Below are 21,693 nucleotides of genomic sequence, written 5' to 3'. Positions count from 1 at the left end.
ACCCAACAAAGGTGCAGTAGCACACGCTGACCGGATGATCACGCCGCAGGAACCCGGGCCCCCGCCTCGCTCAGACTCCGCCGGTGCGTCTCCGGGGCCAGCGCCAGACAGGCCACGGTGACGAGGCACAGCACCGCGATGATCACCGAGATCACGAGCGCACTCCCCGTCGCCCCGTAGATCGCCGCGAACGCCAGCGGCGCGAACCCGGCCCCGGTCCCGGCGAGCTGGTAGCCCAGCGACGCGCCCGTGTACCGCGACCGCGTCGCGAACAGCTCGGTGTAGAGCGCGGCCAGCGGCCCGTAGAGGGCCGGGTGCAGCAGTCCCTGCCCGACGACGACGGCCACCACGAGCAGCGCCGTCGACCCGCTGCTGATCAGCGGGAACAGCGCGAACGCCCACGCTCCGCAGGCCACGGCCCCGGCGATCATCACCGGCCGCCGCCCGAGCCGGTCCGACAGCGCCGACCACCCGATGATCCCGACCACGGCGGCCACCGACGACGCGGTCAGCGCGTTGAGCACGGTCGAGCGCGGGATGCCGGCCTCGACCGCGTACGACAGGGAGAACGTCGTGATCGTGGCCTGCACGACGAACGCGGCGAAGCCGATCCCGACCGACAGGGCGAGGACGCGGGGGTGGTTGCGCAGGACGTCGACCAGCGGGAACGCGGGCGGGGTCTCCGCGATCTCGGCCCGGAACACCGGCGTCTCCTCGACGCGCGAGCGGACGAACAGCCCGAGCGCCAGCAGCACGGCGCTGAGCAGGAACGGGATGCGCCAGCCCCAGGACAGGAACTGCTCCTCGGTCATCGTCGCCGCGGTGATCGCCAGGACGACCGTCGACAGGACGCCGCCGCTCGGGGCGCCCGCGTTGGTGAAGCTGGCCCACAGTCCGCGCCGGGAGGTGGCGTGCTCGGCGGAGAGCAGCACGGCCCCGCCCCACTCGCCGCCGACCGCGATCCCCTGCGCGACGCGCAGCACCACCAGCAGCACCGGGGCGAGCGCGCCGATCTGCGCCGGGGTGGGCAGCAGGCCGATGAGCACGCTCGCGATGCCCATCAGGGTCATGGTGGTGATCAGCATCTTCTTGCGGCCGAGCCGGTCGCCGAAGTGGCCGAACAGGATCCCGCCGAGGGGGCGGGCGAGGTAGCCCGTGGCGAGCGTGCCGAGGCTCGCGATCGTGCCGACGACCGGGTCGAGCCCGGAGAAGAACACCGGCCCGAACACGAGGGCCGCGGCCGTGGCGTAGAGCAGGAAGTCGTAGTACTCGATCACGCTGCCGAGGTAGCTCGACAGCGCGGCGCGCCGGAGCTGGGGGGTGGTCGGGCCGGGTGCGGTCATCGCACTGCCTCCAGGGAACTGCTCTCGTCGGGTGGTCCGCGTCACGCAGGAGAGTAGGCATCTTGGTCGACGACCGTCAACGTTCTGCCCAGTGTTGATCGTGGCTAGGCTCCCCCCGTGGACGAGGAACGCGACGGCACCCGTCCGCAGACCGTGCTGCTGGCGTTCCTCGGCGCGTACGTCCTGGGTCGGGACGTGGAGGTCGCGACGGCGGGGGTGCTCGAGCTGCTGCGCCGCGCGGAGGTCTCCGAGCAGGCCGCGCGCTCGACGCTGAGCCGCGCGGCCCGCCGCGGCCTGCTCGACCGCACCCGGCGCGGCCGGGAGGTCTACCTCGGCCTCACCCCGCTGGCCCGCCGCGTGCTCGACGACGGCGGCGACCGGATGTGGCGCACCGGCCCCGTCAACGACGACTGGGACGGCAGCTGGACGCTGCTGTCGTACTCGCTGCCCGACTCGTGGGCGAAGCAGCGGCACGCGCTGCGGGCCCGGCTGGTCTGGGCCGGGTTCGGGTCGCTGCGCGGCGGGCTGTGGCTGGCGGCGGGGCCGGTGGACGTCACCGCGCTGGTCGACGGGCTGGAGGCGGCCGCGCACCTCTCGGCGTTCACGGCGACCGCGCTGCCCCCCACCGACGTCGACGCGCTGGTCCGCGACGCCTGGGACCTCGACGCCCTCGCCGGCGACTACGCCCGGTTCGTGCGGCGCTGGTCGGAGCCCGGGCGGGGCCCGGCCGACCCGCTGGCCGCCCAGGTCGCGCTGGAGGCCGACTGGCTGCGCACGATCCGCAACGACCCCCGCCTGCCCGTCCGGCATCTCCCGGCGTCCTGGCCCGCGGTCGGCGCCCACGACCTGTTCCTGCGCCGCCACCGCGAGCTCGCCCCGCGGGCCGCGGAGGTGGCGGCGGAGATCCTGAGGGTGCGCGACGCCCGTTAGGTCAGCGCCTCCCGGCACGCGTTGAGCTGGGTGCGCAGCGCGGCGCGCTGGGCCGGGTCGAGGCCGGCCAGCATTCGCTCCTCGAGTGCCCCCACCTCCTCGGCGAGGGCGGCGAGCAGGGCCCGGCCCTCGGCGGTGAGGCTGGTACGCAGCCGCCGCCCGTGGGTCGGGTCCGGCGTGCGGACGATGTGCCCGCGCGCCTCCAGCGCCGCGACGATGTCGGCCATGGCCTGCGGCGTGACGAACGAGGTGCGGGCGAGGTCGGCGGTGGTCAGGCCGTCGCGGCGCTCCAGGACGGTGAGCGCGGTGTAGGTCGAGGTCGTGAGGCCGTGCGGGCGCAGCAGCTCGTCGAGGTGCGACCGCACGGCCAGCTCGACCTGCTTCACGACGTACAGCAGGGACGGCGGCACCCCTCGACAATAACAGGTTTCCTGTTAATCTCGGAGCCGTGCACCCACCCGACGGACTCGGCAGCTGGCCCGCGCGCCGCGCCCGGATCGACGCCGCCCGGCCCGCGCTGATCGGCCCGGGCGGCGCGCGGAGCTACGGCGAGCTGGCCGACCGCGTCGAGCGCCTCGCCGGTGTCCTGGCCGCCGCCGGGGTCGGGAAGGGCGACCGCGTCGCGCAGCTCGGCGTCAACGCCGTCGAGGTGCTGGAGACGTTCTTCGCGGTCTGGCGCCTCGGCGCGATCGCGGTGCCGCTCAACCACCGCCTGGCCGGGCCCGAGATCCGCTACATGCTCGGCGACGTCGGCGCGACGTTCCTGGTGTCCAGCCCGGACGCCGCCGCGCTCGCCGCCGAGTTCACCGGGCCGCGGCTGGAGGTCGGGCCGGCGTACGAGGAGGCGCTGGCGGGGGCGGACGGCGCGCGGCACCCCGTCGGCCTCGACGACCCCGCGCTCGTCCTCTACACCTCCGGCACCACCGGACGCCCGAAGGGCGCGGTGCTCACCCACGGCAACCTGACCTGGAACACGGTCAACCAGCTCGCCCACGTCGACGTCGCGAGCACCGACCGCGCGCTGTGCATCGCGCCGCTGTTCCACTGCGTCGGGATCGGGCAGATCACGCTTCCGACGCTGTTCAAGGGCGGGTCGGTGGAACCGGTCGCGAAGGTCGATCCCGCCGCGATCCTCGCGCGGATCGGCGAGGCCGGGATCACCGGCTTCTCCGCGGTGCCGACGATGCTGCAGATGCTCTGCGACCACCCCGGGTTCGGCGCGGCCGACCTGACGTCGCTGCGCGTCGTCCAGTACGGCGGGTCGCCGGTGCCCGCCCGCGTCGCGGCGGCCTGGCAGAGCCGCGGCGTCACGCTGCAGCAGGGCTACGGCATGACCGAGGCGAGCCCCGGCGTGCTCATGGCCACCCGCGAGGGGTCCACGGCGCACCCGGTGTCCGTGGGCGTCCCGCACTTCTTCACCGACGTGGCGATGGTCCGCGACGGCGAGGTCGGGCCCGTCGACGCCGGGCCCGCCGAGCTGCTCGTCCGCGGGCCGAACGTGTTCGCCGGGTACTGGGGGCAGCCGGACGACACGCTCGACGGCTGGTTCCGCACCGGCGACGTGCTGACCGTGGCGCCGGACGGCTGGGCCACCGTCGTCGACCGCGTCAAGGACATGTTCATCTCCGGCGGCGAGAACGTGTACCCGGCGGAGGTCGAGGCGGTGCTGCTCGCCGTCGACGGGGTGGTCGGCGCGGCCGTCGTCGGGGTGCCGGACGAGCGGTGGGGCGAGACCGGCGTCGGGTTCGTGCAGCCGGCCGAGGGCGTCGACCTCGACCCCGACGCGCTGCGCGAGCACCTCACCGCGCACCTGGCCCGGTACAAGGTGCCGCGCCGCATCGTGATCACCGGGGAACTGCCCCGCAACGCGACGGGCAAGCTCCGCCGCACCGAGCTGCGGGCGACCGCGGAAGGACTCACGTGAACCTCCCCGACTCCGTGCAGGTCGAGGACCACGGCGCCGTCGCCGTCGTCCGGCTGCACCGCGCGGCCAAGCGCAACGCCCTCGACGACGCCACCGTGCTGGGCCTGGAGGCCTACTTCTCCGCGGTGCCCGATGCGGTCCGCGCGGTCGTCCTCGACGCCGACGGTGACCACTTCTCCGCCGGCCTCGACCTCGGCGAGCTCGCCGAGCGCGACGCCTACGAGGGACTGCTGCACTCCCGGATGTGGCACCGCGCCTTCGCCCGCATCGAGCACGGCAGCGTGCCGGTCGTCGCCGTCCTGAAGGGCGCGGTCGTCGGCGGCGGGCTGGAGCTGGCCTGCGCCGCGCACATCCGGGTGGCCGAGTCGAGCACGTTCTACGCCCTGCCGGAGGGCAGCCGCGGGCTGTTCGTCGGCGGCGGCGCGTCGGTCCGGGTGCCGAAGCTGATCGGGGTGCCCCGGATGGCCGACATGATGCTGACGGGCCGCGTCCTCGACGCCGACGAGGGCCACGCGCTCGGGCTGTCTCAGTACCGCGTCGACGACGGACACGGGCTCGACCACGCGCTCGGGCTCGCGAAGAAGATCGCCGGCAACTCGCCCGTCACGAACTTCGCGGTGCTGCAGGCCCTGCCCCGCATCGCCGAGGCCGACCCGGAGCAGGGCTACCTGATGGAGGCGCTGATGGCGGCGGTGGCGTCGAGCAGCGACGAGGCGCAGACCCGGATGCGGGAGTTCCTGGCCGGGCGCGGACCGAAGGTGGCGAAGTGACCCGTGAGCGGAAAGGCGCGCCCCAGCCGCCGTTTCCGCGCACGAGCCGTATCGGGACCTTCGCCGCGTCGGTGGGGATCACCGACTACGCCGCCCTGCACCGCTGGTCGGTCACCGACCTCGACGGGTTCTGGGCGGCGGTCGTCGACCACCTCGACGTGGACTTCACGACCCCGCCGACCGCCGTGCTGGGGCGCCGGGAGATGCCGGGCGCGCAGTGGTTCCCGGGCGCCGAGCTGAACTACGCCGCCCATGCGCTGCGCGGGGCCGGCGGCGTCGCCGTGGTCGCGTACTCGCAGACCCGCGACGTCGTCGAGCTGACCTGGGACGAGCTGCGCGACCAGGTCGCCAGGGCCCGCGCCGGGCTGGCGCGGCTCGGCGTCGGCCGCGGCGACCGGGTCGTCGCCTACCTGCCCAACATCCCCGAGACGCTCGTCGCGTTCCTGGCCGCGGCGAGCCTCGGGGCGGTGTGGGCGAGCTGCGCGCCGGAGTTCGGGGCGCGCAGCGTGATCGACCGCTTCGCCCAGATCGAGCCCACCGTCCTGCTCGCCGCGCCCGGCTACACCTACGGCGCGAAGCCGGTCGACCGCCGCGCCGAGGTCGCGGCCCTGCGCGCGGGCCTGCCGACGGTGAGGCACGTCGTCGCGGTGCCCTACGGCGCGGGCGACCTCCCGGACGCCACGACGTGGGACGAACTGCTGGCCGAGCCGGCCGAGCCCGCGTACGACCCCGTCCCGTTCGACCACCCGCTCTACGTCCTGTTCTCCTCCGGCACCACGGGCAGGCCGAAGGCGATCGTGCACGGGCACGGCGGGATCACCGTCGAGCACCTGAAGAACCACGCCCTCAGCTGGGACCTCGGCCCCGGCGACCGGATCCTCTGGTTCTCCACCACCGCCTGGATGATGTGGAACGCACTGGTCTCCGGGCTGCTGTGCGGGGCGTCGGTGGTGCTGGTCGACGGCAACCCGGTCCACCCCGACGTCGGCTGGCAGTGGCGGATCGCGCAGGAGACCGGCGCGACGCTGATGGGCGCCTCGCCCGGCTTCCTCATGGCCTGCCGCGCCGAGGGGTACGTGCCGCCCCCGCTGCCGCGGCTGCGCCAGCTCGGCGCGGCCGGCAGCCCGCTGCCGCCGGAGGGGTACCACTGGGTCGCCGAACACCTCGACGGCGTGCTGCTCAACGTGGGCAGCGGCGGCACCGACGTCTGCACCGGGATCGTCCAGGGCAGCCCCTGGCAGGCGTGCGTGACCGGGGAGATCGCCGGGCCAGCGCTCGGCGTCGCCGCGGCCGCGTTCGACGAGGACGGGAAGCCGGTCGTCGGGGAGCTGGGGGAGCTGGTGATCACCGAGCCGATGCCGTCGATGCCGGTCGGGTTCTGGGGGGACCGTCCTCCGACGCAGCCGGGCTCCCGCTACCGCGAGGCCTACTTCGACGTCTACCCCGGCGTGTGGCGCCACGGCGACTGGGTGCGGTTCTCCGCGACCGGCAGCTGCGTGATCGCCGGCCGCTCGGACGCCACGCTCAACCGCGGCGGCGTCCGGCTGGGCACCGCGGAGTTCTACGCGGTGGTCGAGGAGCTGCCCGGGATCGACGACAGCCTGGTCGTGCACCTGGAGGACCCGGCGGGCGGCAACGGGGAGCTGCTGCTGTTCGTCCGGCTCGCCGAGGGCGCGGAGCTCGACGAGGCCCGGATCGCCCGCGAGCTGCGCACCGCGCTGAGCCCGCGGCACGTGCCGGACCGCATCACCGCCGTGCCGGTCGTGCCCCGCAACCGCACCGGCAAGAAGCTGGAGCTGCCGGTGAAGCGGATCCTGCTCGGCGCCGACATCGACGACACCGCGCGCGGCGTGCTGGCCGACCCCACCGCGCTCGACGTCTTCGGCGGCTTCGCCGCCCGTGCGCGGAAGAGCGCGCCGGAGCAGCCGTTTCCGCGCACGGGCTCCGGAGGCGCGTCGTGAGCACTGTCGCCGTGATCGGGACGGGCGCGATCGGCGTCAGCTGGGCGGCGCACTTCCTGCTGCACGGCCTCGACGTGGTGGCGAGCGACCCCGCGCCCGGCGCGGAGCGGCGGCTGCGCGAGGGCGTCGCGGAGATCGGCGCCGATCCCGCCCGGCTCACCTTCACCGCCGACGCCGGACGGGCCGCCGCGGCCGCCGACTTCGTCCAGGAGAACGCCCCGGAGCGCGAGGACGTGAAGCACGCGCTGTTCGCCGTCCTCGACGGGGCCGCGCGCTCCGACGTCGTGCTGGCCAGCAGCTCGTCGGGGATGCTGCCGACCGCGATCGCCCGCGCGGCGGCCCGGCACCCGGAGCGCGTCGTCGTCGGCCACCCGTTCCACCCGCCGCACCTCGTGCCGCTCGTGGAGGTCGTGCCGGGGGAGCGCACGTCGGAGGCGGCGATGGACGCGGCGATGGCGTTCTACGCCTCCGTCGGCAAGAAGCCGATCCGGCTGCGCCAGGAGCTGCCCGGGCACATCGCCAACCGGCTGCAGGCCGCGCTGTGGCGCGAGGCGTACTCGCTCGTCGACCGCGGGGTGGCCTCGGTCGCCGACATCGACACCGCGATCTCGCAGGGCCCCGGCCTGCGCTGGGCGGTCCTCGGCCCGTTCGCCAACCAGCACCTCTCCGGCGGTCCGGGCGGGATCGCGCACGTCCTGGAGCACCTCGGCCCGCCCACCGAGGCCTGGTGGCGCGACCTGGGCCACCCCGTGATGACCCCCGAGCTCGAGAAGAAGATCGTCGACGGCGTCGACGAGGAGCTGGCCGGCGTCGACCCGGCCGCCCTCGCGCGCTACCGCGACACCGTGGTCCGCGCGGTGCTCGCCGCGAAGGAGGAGTCCCCGTGATCGACCTGTCGGCCATCGACGCCATCGACGTCCACGTCCACGTCGAGCAGGACGGCCACGGCTGCCTGTCACTGGACCAGGAGCTGCTCGACGCCTCGGCGGCCTACTTCCGCGCCGACCAGGACCGCACGCCGACCGTCGAGACCATCGCCGCGCACTACCGCGAGCGGCGGATGGCCGCGGTCGTGTTCACCGTCGACGCGACGACGGCGACCGGTCACCCGGCCCTGTCCAGCGAGGAGATCGCCGACGCCGCGGCCGCGCACCCGGACGTGCTCATCCCGTTCGGCTCGGTCGACCCGCACGGCGGGGCGGCGTCGGTGCGCCGGATCCGGTCGCTCGTCGACGCGCACGGCGTCCGCGGGTTCAAGTTCCACCCGAGCCTGCAGGGCTTCACGCCCAACGACCCGGCGTTCTACCCGCTCTACGAGGCGATCACCGAGGCCGGCGTGCCCGCGCTGTTCCACACCGGCCAGACCGGGATCGGGGCCGGGCTGCCGGGCGGGCGCGGGATCAAGCTGCGGCTCTCGGACCCGATGCTGCTCGACGACGTCGCCGCCGACTTCCCGGAGCTGACGGTCGTGCTCGCGCACCCGTCCGTGCCGTGGCAGGACGCCGCGATCTCGATGGCGACGCACAAGGCGAACGTCTACATCGACCTGTCCGGCTGGTCCCCGAAGTACTTCCCGCCCCAGCTCGTGCGCGCGGCCAACTCGATGCTGCGGCGCAAGGTGCTGTTCGGCTCCGACTTCCCCGTCCTCACCCCGGACCGCTGGATCGCCGACTTCGCGACGCTGGAGATCAAGGACGAGGTCCGCCCGCTGATCATGAAGGACAACGCGGTGCGGATGCTGGGCCTGGGCTGAGCGGTGGCCCCCATCACGCGGGGCCGGGTGACGGGCCGCGGATCGGCAGGTGGGGGCGGCGGTGTGATTCGTCACCGGTGTCCGAACTTGACCGGCGCGGGGGAGCGGCGCCTACCGTCGGCGACCGTCCGGCCCACGATGGTGGCCGGGCGTTGCACGGACGAGCCGACACCGCCGCGTCACCACGCACCCCGTCCCGCGGTCGTCGGTCCCTCGATCACACGAGGCGGGACGGGGGCCGGAACCACCGGGTGACGCGGGATTCGGAACCTGGATCCACACGCATGTCGCGCACCTCCCTGTCCTTCTCCGCCAGCCTGGCCCTCGTCGGCACCGCCGCCGTGGCCGCCCCGCTGCTGATGGCCGGCACCGCGAACGCCGCACCGGCCTCCACCTGGGACGCCCTCGCCGAGTGCGAGAGCAGCGGGAACTGGAACATCAACACCGGGAACGGCTACTCCGGCGGCCTGCAGTTCTCCCCGTCCACCTGGCGCGCCTACGGCGGTGAGGGCAACGCGCACGACGCCAGCCGCGCCGAGCAGATCGCCGTCGCCGAGCGCGTGCTCGACGGGCAGGGCTGGGGCGCCTGGCCCGCCTGCTCGCGCGAGCTCGGCCTGCGCTGAGACGCTCGTGCGCGGAAAAGGTGGCTTCAGCCACCTTTTCCGCGCACGAGTAGGTTGATCCGATGTCCGACGGGATCCCCCGCAGCGGAGTCGCCCGCTCGGCCCGCCTGGCGATGCTGCCGCTCGGGTTCGCCGGGCGCGCCGTCGCCGGCTGGGGCCGGTCGTTGACCGGCGCCGACGCCGACGAGGTCGCCTCCACCACCGCCGCCCGCAACGCCGAGCAGCTCTTCGCCGTGCTCGGCCGGCTCAAGGGCGGCGCGATGAAGCTGGGCCAGGCCCTGAGCGTCTACGACGCGATGGTGCCGCCCGAGTTCGCCGACGGCTACCACGACGCGCTCGCGAAGCTGCAGACCGCGGGCCCGCCGATGCCCGCCCGCGAGGCGCACCGGATGCTCGCCGAGCAGCTGGGGTCGTCGTGGCGGGAGCGCTTCGGCGACTTCGACGACGAGCCGGTCGCCTCGGCCAGCCTCGGACAGGTCCACCGCGCGGTCTGGCACGACGGGCGCCCGGTCGCGGTGAAGGTGCAGTACCCCGGAGCCGACGTCGCCCTCGACGCCGACCTGCGCCAGCTCCAGCGCTTCGCCGGCCTGTTCGGCTCCCTCCTGCCCGGGCTCGACGCCCGCGCCCTCATCCGGGAGCTGCGGGACCGCATGCTCGAGGAGGTCGACTACCGCACCGAGGCCGACCACCAGCGGGCGTTCGCCGCCGCCTTCGCCGGGACGGCGGGTCTGCACGTCCCCGCGGTCGTCGCCTCCGCCCCGAAGGTCCTCGTCTCGGAGTGGCTCGACGGCGTGCCGCTGGGCCGCCTGATCGGCGTCCCCGCCGCCGACGACGCCGAGCAGGCCGTACGGGACGGTCACGCGCACACGATCGTCGAGACGATGTTCGCCTCGCCGTCGACGGTCGGCCTGCTGCACGCCGACCCGCACCCCGGCAACTTCCTCGTCCTCGACGACGGACGGCTCGGGATGATCGACTTCGGGGCGGTGGCGCGGCTGCCCGACGGCATCCCGCCCGTGCTCGTCCGCATGCTGCGGCTCACCGCCGACGGCGAGCAGGGCCCGCTCACCGACCTGCTCGTGGCCGAGGGCTTCCTCGCCCCGGACGCCCCCGACGCCGACGTCCTGCGCTGGGTCGGTGCCCTCGCCGACCCGTTGCGGGACGAGGAGTTCCACTTCACGCGCGCGTGGATGGCGCGGCAGGGCGCGCGGGTCGCGAACCCGAACAACCGGGCGTTCCAGGGCACCGGCCGCGCGCTGAACCTGCCGCCGGAGCACGTGCTGGTGCTGCGGGTGCTCTCGGGCTGGATGGCGATCCTCGCGCAGCTCGACTGCACGGTGGCCGCCCGCGGGATCGTCGAGGAGCAGGTGCCGGGCTTCGCCGCGTGACCTACGCGGAGAGCTCCTTCGCGGGGGCGCCGAACGCCTCCTCCGCGCGCTGGCCGGGGATGCGCACGACCGGGATGGGGCCGGTGTCGAGGTAGCCCTGCCAGTCGTGGGTGGGGAACCCGGCGTACTTCACGGCGAGCCAGTCGTACTCGTTGCCGCGCGCGCCGCAGCGCTCGCACATCTTCTCCCGGCCGTACCAGGTGCGCAGGCAGCGGCAGCACTGCAGGTGCGCGGCGCGCCAGCGCTCGTCCACCCGCGTCATCGCCAGCGACCCGAGCACGATGACGGCGATACCGACGGTCAGCGTCACCCAGATGAGCATTCCGGGGACGGTACCGATCAGGTGACGACTCCACTACGGACAGTGCGTCGTGGTGACGGCATCCGTCGCCGAACGGTCGGGGGGCGGGCACTGCCAGGATGGGGAGGTGACCGCATCCGACCCGACCCTGACGCTGTGCGGTGCCCCCGTGCCGCTCACCGTCCCCGCCCGCCTCTACGTCTGCGGCATCACCCCGTACGACGTCACCCACCTCGGCCACGCCTCGACGTTCGTGTGGGCCGACACGGTCGCCCGCGTGATGCGGATGACGGGGACCGACACGGTCGTCGCGCGCAACGTCACCGACATCGACGACGAGCTCACCCGGGCCGCGGCGGAACGCGGGAAGCCCTACGACGAGTTCGGGCTCTCGCAGGAGTTCACCGTCGAGCAGGACCTCGCCGCCCTGCACGTCCGGCGCCCCGACCACGAGCCGCACGCGCGCCACCACGTCCGGCACGTCGTCGCGCTGGCGGCGGCCCTGCTCGGGGCGGGTGCGGCCTACGAGCGCGGGGGCGGGGTCTGGTTCCGCGGCGCCGGGGTGCCCGCGGCGGCCGGCCTGGACGTCGACACCGCGCTCGCCCTGGCCCGCGCCAACGGCGACGACCCCGACGACCCCCGCCGCGACGACCCGTTCGACGTGCCGGTCTGGTGGCCCGCCGACGACGCCGGCCCGTCGTGGCCGAGCCCGTGGGGGCCGGGGCGGCCGGGCTGGCACGCGGAGTGCGCGGCGATGGCCCTGGCCACCCTCGGCGGCACCGTCGACGTGCTGATCGGCGGCGCCGACCTGGCCTTCCCGCACCACGCCTACCAGGTCGCGCTGGCCACCGCGGCCACCGGTGCGGTCCCGTACGCGCGGCGGCGGATGCCCGTCGGCACCGTGCACGTCGAGGGCGCGAAGATGGCGAAGTCGACCGGCAACCTCGTGCTGGTCGGCGACCTGCTCGCCCGCCACCCCGGCGCCGCGCTGCGGCTGCTGCTCCTGGAGCGCGAGTGGACGGCCGACTGGGAGTACCGGCCGGAGGACCTCGACGTCGCCGCCGAGCGGCTGGACCGCCTCTACCGAGCCGCGGCCACCGGCGGCGGCTCGGACGCCGACGTCGCGGCCGTGCGCACGGCCCTGCTCGACGACCTCGACGTCCCCACCGCGATGGGGATCGCGCTGGACGCCGGAGGGGCGGCCGCGCGCCAGGCCGTGCGCACGCTCGCGCTGCAGTAGCCCCGGCGGGCGTCAGAACGGGCGGGTGCTGCTGATCCCGCCGTCGACGGGGAGCGTGACGCCGTGCACGAGCGCGGCGTCGGACGAGGCGAGCCAGGCCACGGCGCGGGCGACGTCCTCCGGGGCGACGGTCCGCCCGGCCGGGGTGCCGGCGGCGATCCGGTCGAGGAGGTCCCCGTCGCCGTCGTTGATCGGGGTGCGCGTGACGCCGGGGGACACGGTGTTCACCCGCACCCCCGACGGCCCGAACTCCGCCGCCCAGCTGCGGGTGAGCTGCTGCTCGGCGGCCTTGGTCGCGGCGTAGAGGCCGACGATCGGGCTGCCCACCGACGCCATCCACGACCCGATCGTGACGACGGCGCCGTCCCCGCGCCCGGCCATCGCCGGGACGAGCGCGGCGACGAGGACGTGCGGCGCGCGGACGTTGACGGCGAGGGCCTCGTCGAGCTGGGTGTCGGTCAGGTCGGTCGTGGTGACGGCGGGGCAGACGGCGGCGTTGTTGACGAGGACGTCCACGCGCCCGTCGAGGGCGGCGGTGGCGGCCGCGGCGAACGCGCGGACGTCGTCGGGGGACCCGGCGAGGTCGGACGGCACGAACGTCGCGGTGCCACCCGCCCCGGCGATCTCCTCGACGACGGCCTCGCCGCGGGCCCGGTCGCGGCCGCTGACGACGACGCTGGCCCCCTCGGCGGCGAACGTGCGGGCGATGGCGGCACCGATGCCGCTGGTGGATCCGGTGACGACGGCGTGGCGGCCCTGCAGGCTGGAGGTCATGTCGTCGTGTCTACGCACCGCCGGCCGGCGGGCCCAGGGCGAGCGCCGCCGGGGCACGGCGTGACCAGGCACGGTCGCGGCTCGCGTGCCTAGGCTCGTCGGGTGCCCCCAGACCGCAGCGCGTTCGGCGAGTTCCTGCGCTCCCGGCGCGACCGGATCACCCCGGCGCAGGCCGGGATCACGCCGTTCCCCGGCGCGCGTCGGGTCCCCGGCCTGCGCAAGGAGGAGCTCGCCGTGCTCGCCGGGCTGAGCCCCGACCACTACAGCCGCCTGGAGCAGGGCCGGCAGCCGACCGTCACCGACTCGGTGCTCGACGCGCTGGCCAGGGCCCTGCGCCTCGACGATGTCGAGCGCGCCCACCTGCGCGACCTCGCCGCCCCGGCCACCCGGCGCCGGGCGGGCGGGGGAGAGGCGCCGCAGCAGGCCGACCCCGGGCTGCTCCGGCTGATGACCGCGCTCGACCACCTCCCGGTGCTCCTGCTCGGCCGCCGCGCCGAGGTGCTGGCCCGCAACGCCCTGCTGCCCGCGGTGCTCGGGCGGCCACTGGAGCCGGGCTCGTCCCTCGTCCGGTACCTGTTCACCGACCCGTCGGCGCGCGAGCGGATCGTCAACTGGCCGGACTTCGCCGCCGCCGCGGTGGGGGCGCTGCGGCTGGAGGCGGGCCGCCGCCCCGAGGACCGCAGGCTGGCGGCGCTCGTCACCGAGCTGTGCAGCGCCGACGCCGACGTCGCCCGGTGGTGGGACGACCACGGCGTCCGCGACCACACGTCGGTCGTCAAGCGGATCGCCCACCCCACCGCCGGCCCGCTGGTGTTCGGCATCGAGGCGGTGTCACCGCCGCACGACCCCGACCAGCGCCTGGTCGTCTACACCGTCGAGCCCGACTCGCCGACCGCGCGGGTCCTGCCGCTGCTGGCCGGCTGGGGCAGCGACGACGCCGCGCGGGCACCGGCCGCACCGGCCGGCTAGGACCGGTGCGGGAGCAGCGTCGCGACGGCCGCGGGGACGCCGCGGCGCAGGATCCCGCGCCAGTCGGAGTCGCCGCGGATGATCGAGCTCGCCGTGTTGACGGCCTGCTCCCGCGTGAACTGCGGCGGGATCATCAGCTCGGCGGGGTCCACCACCGCGTCGATGACGACGGGCCGGTCGGCGGCCAGCGCGGCGTCCCAGGCCGGGCCGACCTGCGCCGGGTCGTCGACCCGGATGCCCTGCAGGCCGAGCGTGCGGGCCCACGCCGCGTAGTCGACGTCGGGGACGTCCTGGCTGGCGTCGAACTTCGGGGTGCCCTCGGAGGCCCGCTGCTCCCAGCTGACGAACGCGAGGTCGCGGTTGTTGAGCACGAGCACGACGAACCGCGGGTCGGCCCACTCGCGCCAGTACTTCGCGACGGTGATCAGCTCGTTGACGCCGTTCATCTGCATCGCCCCGTCGCCGAGCAGGGCGAACACCGGGCGGTCGGGGTGCGCGAACTTCGCGCCGATGCCGTAGGGCATGGCCCCGCCCATCGACAGCAGCGTGCCCGACAGCGATGCCAGCATCCCGGGCCGCACGTGCAGGTGCCGCGCGTACCAGGCCGTCACGGTGCCGCAGTCGACGGCGACCATCGCGTCGGCAGGCAGCCGGTCGTCGAGCTCGGTGAGGGTCCGCTGCGGGTTGAGCGGCTCGGCGTCCTGCTGCGCGACCCGGAGCTGCCCGCTCCGCCACGACGCCGTGCGCTCGGCGATGTCGGCCCGCCAGTCCGTCGGCGGGGTGTGGTCGGCGAGCAGGGCGTCGAGCGCGTGCAGGGTCGGGGCGGCGTCACCGGTGAGGTTGACCTCGGTGGCGTAGCGCAGGCCCAGCTGCGCGCCGTCGATGTCGATCTGCACCGCCGGGAGCCCCTCCGGCGGGTAGAACTCGGTGTAGGGCGAGTTGGAGCCGACGATCAGCAGCCGGTCGCAGTGCGCCATGAGGTACGAGCTGGGGACGGTGCCCAGCAGCCCGAGCGCGCCGGTGACCCACGGCTCGCGCTGGTCGACCACGGCCATCCCGAGCAGCGCGGTCGCCACCCCGGCGCCGAGCCGCTCGGCGATCGCCGCCACCTCGGCCTCGGCACCGAACGCGCCCTGCCCGACGAGCATCGCGACCTTCTCCCCGCCGCGCAGCACCTCGGCCGCGGCGCGCAGGTCGGCCTCCGGCGGCACGGTCGAGCGGGTGCTGGGGGCGTTGGAGGTGGCGTAGTGGGCGTGCGTGTGCGGCGGGTCGAGCACGGCGTCGAGGTCCTGGACGTCGTTGGGCAGCACGAGCACGGCGACGGTGCGGTGCGCGAGCGCGGTGCGGCAGGCGCGGTCGACGAGGTGGCGGACCTGGCTGGGGTCGTCGAGCTGGGCCTGGAAGCCCGCGACGTCCTTGTAGAGCGAGAGGAGGTCGACCTCCTGGTAGTAGCCGCCGCCCTGCGCGGTCAGCGCCGTCTGGCCGACGAGCGCGACGACCGGCTGGTGGTCGAGCTTCGCGTCGTAGAGGCCGTTGAGCAGGTGGATCGCGCCCGGACCCGACGTGACCAGCGCGGCCCCGATCGTCCCGCCGCCGTACTTGACGTGCGCGGTCGCGGCGAACCCCGCGGTCTCCTCGTGGCGCACCTGCACGAACCGCGTGTCCCCGCGCCGCTGCAGGGCCGAGGTCATGCCGTTGATGCCGTCGCCGGGGTAGCCGTAGTAGTGCCGCACGCCCCACGACGCCAGCCGGTCGACGATGTGGTCGGCGACGGTGGGACGGCGGGGCTGGTCGCCCGTGGCGGGGGTCTGCGGCGTCGGCATACCGGTGAGGTGCCCCGCCCGGGCCCCGGTCAATCGCGGTCCGCCGCGGCTCACACCAGCCCGGCGAGCAGGTCGGCCAGGCCGCCCGGGGCGCGGCCGACGGTGCGGCCGCTCGTGCGGACCCGCCCGTCCAGCGCCGTGACGACCCGGAACCCGCCCGCGCGCAGCCGCCCGACCAGCGCGTGGTCCTCGCCGTGCACCGCGGCCGGGAAGCCGCCCGTCGCGAGGTAGGCGTCGGCGCGGACGCCGAGGTTGGCCCCGTAGACGTGGGTGTGGCCGTCGGCGCGGATGCCGGAGTGCACGATCCGGGCGTAGGCGCCGCCGACCGGCACGTCGAGGTCGGCCAGCCCGGCGACGGCGTGCGCGCCCGCTGCGGCGTGGCGCAGGTGCGCGGCGACCCAGTCCGGGCCGACGACGGTGTCGGCGTCCGTGCTGAGCAGCCAGGTCCGCTCCGGGCGGTGGGCGGCCAGGCGGCCCAGCAGGTGCCGCACGCCGCGGTCGCGCAGCTCCCCGACGCTCGACGGGTGGGCGTTGGTGAGGACGTCGACGCCGGAGGGGACGCGCTCGGCGGTGCGGTCGGTGCAGCGGTCCAGGACGACGGCCACCGCGGTCGCGACGCCCGGGGGGAGCGCGGCGCGCACGCTGCGCAGGCACGCGGCGATCCGGTCCTCCTCGTCGCGGGCGGGGACGACGACCCCCACGGCGTCGATGCCGGTCATGCCCGACGCAGCACGTGCAGCAGGAAGTCCTCGTCGACGTGGGTGACGAGCGGGACGAACCGCGGGTCGTCGAGCAGCACGCGGTGGGTGGCGTCGGCGTCGCGCGGGGCCTCGGCGGGCCAGCCGCGCCAGTGCGCGATCACGACGTCGCCGCCGGGGACGACCGCGTCGGCGAGCCGGTCGACGGTGGCGGCCAGCACGGCGTCGTCGAGGTAGTAGAGGACCTCGCTGACGACGGCGAGGTCGAGCCCGCCGGGCAGGGCGTCCGCGTCGGGCAGGGCGGCCCGGATCGCGGACACCCCGGCCGCGCGCGCGGAGGCGACGGCGGCGTCGGAGAAGTCGGAGACGTCGAGCCGGTCGCAGCGCGCGGCCAGCTCGGCGGTGAGCGCCCCGGTGCCGCAGGCGGGCTCGGCGGCGTGCCGGTAGCGCTCGCGGGGCAGGCTCGCGAGCAGGACCGCGCGCTTGCGCCGCTCGTACCAGCTGCTGCGGGTCGCCCAGGGGTCGCCGTCGTCGCCGGAGTAGAGCGCGTCGAACCGTTCGCGGGGTGCCGACCCGGCCCGCGGGGTGCGGAACAGGATCTCCGTGCCGGTCCCGAAGTGGGCCAGCACCTCCGGCGGCACGACGGGCTCGGGGCCGCCGGTCTGCGAGGCGTAGCAGTCCAGGGCCCGCCGCTTCGCCGCGCGTGCGGCGTCGTCGAGGTGGTGGGCGCGGGCGTGCGCCCACGGGACCGACGGGTCGTCCGCCTGCAGCCACGCCCACATCCAGATCGGGTACCCCCAGCCCGTGGCGGTCACCGGGGCGGCGGCCGCCGCGGCGTGCCCGGCGGCGGCGTGGTCGGGGTGCGGGTCGCCGGTCCAGGGGGCGACCCAGGCGTCGGCGTCGCGCAGCAGCGGCTCCAGGGCCGCGGTCAGGGCGTCCGCGTCGAGGGCGGAGTCGGGCATCCCGAGCCGGTGCACCGGGACGCCCGCCAGGCCCAGCGCGGCGAGCGCGTCGTCGGTCTCGCGGCGGCGGGTGGCGGCGAGCGCGGTGCGGGCCGGGCCGTCGAGGTCGGGGAACGCGGCCTCCCCGTCGGTGGCGACGACGAGCTCGAGCCGCCCGCCCGCGGCGTGCACGGCCCGCATCAGACCGGCCGCGCCGAGCGTCTCGTCGTCGGGGTGGGCGGCGACCACGACGACGCGGCCACCGAGCGCGGCCGGGTCGAGCGGGCGCGGCGGCGGGTCCCGCAGCCAGGCGGACGGCGGCGTGACGGGCCTCATCGGGCCTCCTCGCTGACGGTGTCGGTGGCGGCGGTGTCGGTGGCGGCGACCCGGGCGCCGAGGGCGGCGAGGTCGCGCTCGGCGTGGTGCTGGCGGACGTAGACGCCCAGGTCGGCCAGCCGCGCGCCGAGCCGGTCGTGGCGGCTCAGCACGGTGGCCCCGGCCAGGCGCGGCGCCCGGTCCCCGACCGTGCGGCAGAGCTGCTCGGCGGCGGCGCGGGCCGTCCAGACCGCGGTGGTGTGGTCGGCGGCCGGGTCGGCGTCGATCGCCTGCGCAGTGCGGGCGAGCAGGGCGTCGGTGGCGGCCAGCGCGGTGTGCAGCGCGCCGAGGTGGGCGAGGCGGTGCGGGTCGGTGCCGGCCGCGCCGCGCACGTCGTCGACGACGCCGGCGGCGCCGCCCAGCCACACCGCGGCGACCCCGCCGCCGCCCCACCAGAACCCCGGCCGTCCGGTGTAGAAGCCCGGCGGGCCGACGGGCACCTCGGCCGGGACCCCGGCGAACTCGACGTCGACGCTGTCGCTGGCCGCCATCCCCGCCGGGTTCCAGGTGCCCTCGACGGGCCGGACGCGGGGGTCGCGCAGGTCGACGTCGACGATCCGGTCGCCCGCCCCCTCGCCCGCGGCGACGACGAGCGCCCGGTCCAGGAGGTGCGCGCCGGAGCAGAACCGGACGGTCCCGTGCACCGCGCCGTCGTGCAGCTCGGCACCGGTGCCCCCGGAGCGCGCCGCCCACACCCCGTAGAGCGCACCGGGGACGGGCGCGCACCCGGCCTCGGCGAGGATCGCCAGCGCATCGGTGTGGCCCTCGGCGAGGCGGGCGAGCACCAGGTCGGTGCGGCCCCATGCGGCCAGCGCCCGCCACCGGCCGGCGGTGTCGCCGCGTCCGGGCAGGGGCAGCGGGGCGCGGACGGCGGCGGCGAGGTCGGGGACGGGTCCGGTCGGGCGGGGGCCGAGGAGGGTGGCGGGCCCAGGTCCCGCGGCGGCACCGGTCGCCGGGGGCCGGGCGGGCGCGGGCGTCGAGGGGGCGGGGGTCGCGGTGCCGGTCATCGGGGGCCTTCCGGGGTGAGGTGCAGGACGCCGCGGTCGGGGTCGAAGGCGACGACGCCGCGGGCGGCCAGGTCGTCGAGCCAGCCGGTCATCGGCCACCAGCCCCGTCGGCGGTGGAACAGCCGGGCGTTGCGGACGATCTCCGCGATCCGGGCGGGCGTCTCCCGCGCCGGGGGGTGGTGCTGGTGGAACGCGGCCGCACCGCCCACCCAGAACAGCCCGGCCCCGGCGTCCTGCGCGGCGCAGGCGAAGTCGGTGTCCTCGCCGCCGTAGCCGGTGTAGTCCTCGCAGAAGCCGCCGAGCGCGTCCCAGGTGGCCCGGGTGACGGCGAAGGACAGCGACCAGAACAGCGCGAACCGGGTCTCCGCGACGATCTCGCCGTCCGGCGGGGCCGGTCGGGCGGGGTGCGCGGGGGCGAGCGCGGCCAGCCCGTCCGCCGGGTAGCCGCCGTCCGGGGGCGGGGGCAGATAGTGCACCGGCCCGCACAGCAGCGCCGGCCCGTCGACGCGGCGCGCGGCGTCGGCGTAGCGGCGCAGCATCCCCGGTGCGGGGATGCAGTCGACGTCGAGGAAGACGAGCAGGTCGGCGTCGGTGGCGGCCGCCCCGGCGTTGCGGGCGGCGGCCAGCGGCAACCCCGAGCCCCCGACGGCCACCTCCACCGGCGTGACGGGCGGCGCCCCGGGGACGTCGCGCAGCAGCGGTCGCGCCCCCATCCCGACGACGACGTGCCGGTCGGGCGGGTCCGCGGCGAGCCCGGCCCGCTGGCGGTGCAGGTGGGCGTCGCGGTCGCGGGTGATCGTGACGACGGCGGTGCTCGGCCGGCCGGTCCTCACGACGCCAGCTCGTCGAGCACCGCGGCCGCGCGGGCCGCGCCGTCGCCGGTCGACCACCCGGTCCACGCCGAACCGTCGCCCGCCCGGTCCAGCAGCGCGGGCCACTGCGCCGGATCCGGCCAGGCCGTGACGGCGACACCGGCCCGGGCCAGCGCGCGGCCCGTCGCCTCCTGCTCGCCGTGCGGGCGGCGCTGCGGCACGACGACGGCAGGCCGGCGCGCGGCGGCGACCTCGGCGAGCGCGTTCTGCCCGGCGTGGGTCACGACGACCCCGGCGCCCGACAGCTCGGCCCACACGTCGTCGACCCAGCCGAGCCAGGTCAGGTTCGGCGGCCCGGCGCTCCCGGGCGGCCCGGCGACGACCCAGTGCCGGTCGGGCGTCGCGGCCGCGGCGGCGGCGAGGTCGGCGGCGGACACGTCGAGCCCGCCGGAGCCCCACAGCACGAGCACGCGACGGGGGTCACCGGGCGGCGGCACGGGGTGGCCGTCGAACCGGGACAGCGCGCCCAGGTGCACGGTCTTCGCCGTCCACGCCGCGGGCCAGCCGTCGGAGGGACGCTCCGGCCACGGGGCGAGGAGGCGGTCGGCGAGGTCGTAGGCGAGGCGGTGGGCGCGGTCGGTGCGCTCGCCCGGCTGGGCCAGCACCACGACCGGGACGCCGTGCAGCCGCGCGAGCAGCGAGACCTCCACCGACACGTCGACGACGACGAGCCGGGCCCGCGCGACGACCTCGGAGACCGCGCGCATGCGCATCCGCAGGCCGGGGTGCCGGCGCGGGGCCCAGTGCAGGACCCCGCCCGCGGTGACGTCCTCGACCGCGCCGCCCGCGTCGTCGGGCAGCTCGACCCACTCACCGGCCCAGCCGTCGGGACGCGGGCGCGAGGAGAGCCCGACGACCGGGGTGCGGGTCGCCGCCGCGATCGCCGCGGCCCGCCGGACGTGCCCGCTGCCCTGGTGGTGCACGTAGTAGGCGATCACGCCGCGAGCTCGTCGTAGAGGTCCTCGTAGCCGCTCACCATCGCCCGCACCGAGCAGAACCCCTCGGCGCGGCGGCGCACGGCCGCGCGGTCGAGCCGGGCCGCGGAGCGGATCGCGACGGCCAGCCCGTCGACGTCGCCGGGGGCGGCGAGCACCCCGCAGGTGTCGTCGAGCAGCTCGGGCAGCGCCCCGCGCGCGAACCCGGCGATCGGCGTGCCGCACGCCAGCGCCTCGGCGACGACCAGCCCGTACGGCTCGTCCCAGCACGGGGCCACGACGGCCACCGACGCCGACCCGACGAGCCGGGCGAGCGCGGTGTGGTCGAGGTGCCCGACCCACTCGATGCCGTCCCCGAGCAGCGGGGCGACCTCGGCGTCGTACCAGTCGCGGTCGGGCCGCGGACCGGCCAGCCGCAGCCCGGTTCCGGCGGCGCGGGCGGCCCGGATGGACTCCACCGGGCCCTTCTCCGGCACGATCCGGCCCGACCAGACGGGGGTGCCGCCGCCGGGGCCGGGCGTCCAGGCCGCGGTGTCGACGCCGTTGCGCACCACGCGGACGTCCGGGACGAGGCCGCGCCACTGCTCGGCGGTGGTGCGGCTGACCGCGGCGAACCGGGGCGTCGCGACGGTCCGGGGCAGCCGGATCGCCGACTCCAGCCACGGCGTCGGCGGGGTGTGCAGCGTCGTCAGCACCGGTCGGGCGAGCGCCGGGCCCATCGCGACCGGCAGGTAGTGCAGCGAGTTGTTGTGCACGACGTCGTACGGCGCGTCCGGGGCGGCCAGCTCGAGCATCAGCGACAGGTAGGCGTGGTGCTCGGCCAGGAACCACTCCGCGGGCATGCTCACGTCGCTGCGCGCGTGCGCCGACAGCGGCGGCAGCGGCGCCATCTCGCGGACGTCGAGCGCGGGATCGGACCCGGCCCCGCCGAACACGGTCACCTCGTGGCCGCGTTCGCGCAGGCGGGAGGCGAGCTGCCAGGTGTGGGCCTCCAGGCCACCGGGGAACGGTTCGCGGATGGGGTACCGGGCGGAGGCGATCAGGGCGATGCGGTGCGTACTCAACG

General features: G+C 76.2%; 20 protein-coding genes and 1 pseudogene. 10 read left to right on the top strand and 11 right to left on the bottom strand.

The window, feature by feature from the left end; genetic code table 11:
- Positions 1–38: 38 nt before the first annotated feature.
- The gene (locus H6H00_RS01715) at positions 39–1,343 is read right to left on the bottom strand and encodes an MFS transporter (protein WP_185719630.1); all 1,305 of its coding nucleotides are present in this window, start codon (positions 1,341–1,343) and stop codon (positions 39–41) included.
- A gap of 117 nt (positions 1,344–1,460) precedes the next feature.
- Here H6H00_RS01715 and H6H00_RS01710 point away from each other — a divergent pair, with 117 nt between their 5' ends.
- Positions 1,461–2,273, top strand: coding sequence for a PaaX family transcriptional regulator (locus tag H6H00_RS01710; RefSeq protein ID WP_185719629.1), 813 nt, complete (start codon positions 1,461–1,463; stop codon positions 2,271–2,273).
- Here the strand turns inward: H6H00_RS01710 and H6H00_RS01705 are convergent.
- On the bottom strand, positions 2,270–2,683 hold the full coding sequence (locus H6H00_RS01705; protein WP_185719628.1) for a MarR family winged helix-turn-helix transcriptional regulator: 414 nt from the start codon (positions 2,681–2,683) through the stop codon (positions 2,270–2,272). The two genes, H6H00_RS01710 and H6H00_RS01705, sit on opposite strands and share 4 nt — an antisense overlap.
- A gap of 38 nt (positions 2,684–2,721) precedes the next feature.
- Between H6H00_RS01705 and H6H00_RS01700 the strand changes: the two genes are divergently transcribed.
- The 7 genes and pseudogenes from H6H00_RS01700 (at position 2,722) to H6H00_RS01670 (ending at position 10,692) form a co-directional block, all read left to right on the top strand.
- On the top strand, positions 2,722–4,197 hold the full coding sequence (locus H6H00_RS01700; protein ID WP_185719627.1) for an AMP-binding protein: 1,476 nt from the start codon (positions 2,722–2,724) through the stop codon (positions 4,195–4,197).
- Positions 4,194–4,967 (top strand): crotonase/enoyl-CoA hydratase family protein, encoded by a 774-nt coding sequence (locus H6H00_RS01695; RefSeq protein WP_185719626.1) that lies wholly within the window; start codon positions 4,194–4,196, stop codon positions 4,965–4,967. The genes H6H00_RS01700 and H6H00_RS01695 overlap by 4 nt, the downstream gene beginning before the upstream one ends.
- Positions 4,964–6,928, top strand: coding sequence for an acetoacetate--CoA ligase (locus H6H00_RS01690; protein ID WP_185719625.1), 1,965 nt, complete (start codon positions 4,964–4,966; stop codon positions 6,926–6,928). Before H6H00_RS01695 ends, H6H00_RS01690 begins: the two co-directional genes overlap by 4 nt.
- A complete protein-coding gene (locus tag H6H00_RS01685) occupies positions 6,925–7,815 on the top strand; it encodes a 3-hydroxyacyl-CoA dehydrogenase NAD-binding domain-containing protein (protein WP_185719624.1) in 891 nt (296 codons plus the stop codon). The genes H6H00_RS01690 and H6H00_RS01685 overlap by 4 nt, the downstream gene beginning before the upstream one ends.
- The gene (gene couO / locus H6H00_RS01680) at positions 7,815–8,681 is read left to right on the top strand and encodes a 4-hydroxyphenyl-beta-ketoacyl-CoA hydrolase (RefSeq protein ID WP_185722090.1); all 867 of its coding nucleotides are present in this window, start codon (positions 7,815–7,817) and stop codon (positions 8,679–8,681) included. The genes H6H00_RS01685 and couO overlap by 1 nt, the downstream gene beginning before the upstream one ends.
- A 284-nt stretch (positions 8,682–8,965) precedes the next feature.
- Positions 8,966–9,295 (top strand): annotated as a pseudogene (locus H6H00_RS01675) (transglycosylase family protein); the annotation flags it as partial.
- Between the two features lie 71 nt (positions 9,296–9,366).
- Entirely contained in the window at positions 9,367–10,692 is a 1,326-nt protein-coding gene (locus H6H00_RS01670; RefSeq protein ID WP_185719622.1) for an ABC1 kinase family protein, read from the top strand.
- Between the two features lies 1 nt (position 10,693).
- Here H6H00_RS01670 and H6H00_RS01665 read toward each other — a convergent pair whose 3' ends face one another.
- The gene (locus tag H6H00_RS01665) at positions 10,694–11,014 is read right to left on the bottom strand and encodes a hypothetical protein (RefSeq protein WP_185719621.1); all 321 of its coding nucleotides are present in this window, start codon (positions 11,012–11,014) and stop codon (positions 10,694–10,696) included.
- Between the two features lie 106 nt (positions 11,015–11,120).
- On the opposite strand from H6H00_RS01665, the gene H6H00_RS01660 reads away from it, so the two are divergent.
- A complete protein-coding gene (locus tag H6H00_RS01660; RefSeq protein ID WP_255425528.1) occupies positions 11,121–12,233 on the top strand; it encodes a cysteine--tRNA ligase in 1,113 nt (370 codons plus the stop codon).
- A 12-nt stretch (positions 12,234–12,245) separates the two neighbouring features.
- Here H6H00_RS01660 and H6H00_RS01655 read toward each other — a convergent pair whose 3' ends face one another.
- On the bottom strand, positions 12,246–13,007 hold the full coding sequence (locus H6H00_RS01655) for an SDR family NAD(P)-dependent oxidoreductase (protein ID WP_185719619.1): 762 nt from the start codon (positions 13,005–13,007) through the stop codon (positions 12,246–12,248).
- 102 nt (positions 13,008–13,109) lie between these two features.
- Here H6H00_RS01655 and H6H00_RS01650 point away from each other — a divergent pair, with 102 nt between their 5' ends.
- Complete coding sequence (locus H6H00_RS01650) at positions 13,110–13,976, top strand: helix-turn-helix transcriptional regulator (RefSeq protein WP_185719618.1); 867 nt, start codon at positions 13,110–13,112, stop codon at positions 13,974–13,976.
- On the opposite strand, the gene H6H00_RS01645 is transcribed toward H6H00_RS01650, so the two are convergent.
- The 7 genes from H6H00_RS01645 to H6H00_RS01615 are packed head-to-tail and all read right to left on the bottom strand — an operon-like array spanning position 13,973 to position 21,691.
- On the bottom strand, positions 13,973–15,799 hold the full coding sequence (locus H6H00_RS01645; RefSeq protein WP_185719617.1) for a thiamine pyrophosphate-requiring protein: 1,827 nt from the start codon (positions 15,797–15,799) through the stop codon (positions 13,973–13,975). The genes H6H00_RS01650 and H6H00_RS01645 overlap by 4 nt on opposite strands.
- A 50-nt stretch (positions 15,800–15,849) precedes the next feature.
- The gene (locus tag H6H00_RS01640) at positions 15,850–16,518 is read right to left on the bottom strand and encodes a glycosyltransferase family 2 protein (RefSeq protein WP_185719616.1); all 669 of its coding nucleotides are present in this window, start codon (positions 16,516–16,518) and stop codon (positions 15,850–15,852) included.
- Positions 16,515–17,774 (bottom strand): bifunctional PIG-L family deacetylase/class I SAM-dependent methyltransferase, encoded by a 1,260-nt coding sequence (locus H6H00_RS01635; protein WP_185719615.1) that lies wholly within the window; start codon positions 17,772–17,774, stop codon positions 16,515–16,517. Before H6H00_RS01635 ends, H6H00_RS01640 begins: the two co-directional genes overlap by 4 nt.
- On the bottom strand, positions 17,771–18,820 hold the full coding sequence (locus H6H00_RS01630; RefSeq protein ID WP_255425527.1) for an acyl-CoA dehydrogenase family protein: 1,050 nt from the start codon (positions 18,818–18,820) through the stop codon (positions 17,771–17,773). Before H6H00_RS01630 ends, H6H00_RS01635 begins: the two co-directional genes overlap by 4 nt.
- Positions 18,817–19,653 (bottom strand): glycosyltransferase family 2 protein, encoded by an 837-nt coding sequence (locus tag H6H00_RS01625; RefSeq protein WP_221775764.1) that lies wholly within the window; start codon positions 19,651–19,653, stop codon positions 18,817–18,819. The genes H6H00_RS01630 and H6H00_RS01625 overlap by 4 nt, the downstream gene beginning before the upstream one ends.
- Positions 19,650–20,630: a glycosyltransferase gene (locus H6H00_RS01620; RefSeq protein ID WP_185719614.1), complete on the bottom strand. Its 981-nt coding sequence runs from the start codon at positions 20,628–20,630 to the stop codon at positions 19,650–19,652. Before H6H00_RS01620 ends, H6H00_RS01625 begins: the two co-directional genes overlap by 4 nt.
- Entirely contained in the window at positions 20,627–21,691 is a 1,065-nt protein-coding gene (locus tag H6H00_RS01615; protein WP_185719613.1) for a glycosyltransferase, read from the bottom strand. Before H6H00_RS01615 ends, H6H00_RS01620 begins: the two co-directional genes overlap by 4 nt.
- Positions 21,692–21,693: the final 2 nt, after the last annotated feature.

The organism is Pseudonocardia petroleophila (assembly GCF_014235185.1).
GTDB lineage: Bacteria > Actinomycetota > Actinomycetes > Mycobacteriales > Pseudonocardiaceae > Pseudonocardia > Pseudonocardia petroleophila.
The sequence above is the reverse complement of the archived record's forward strand: the minus strand, read 5'-3'. Positions and strand labels throughout refer to the sequence as shown.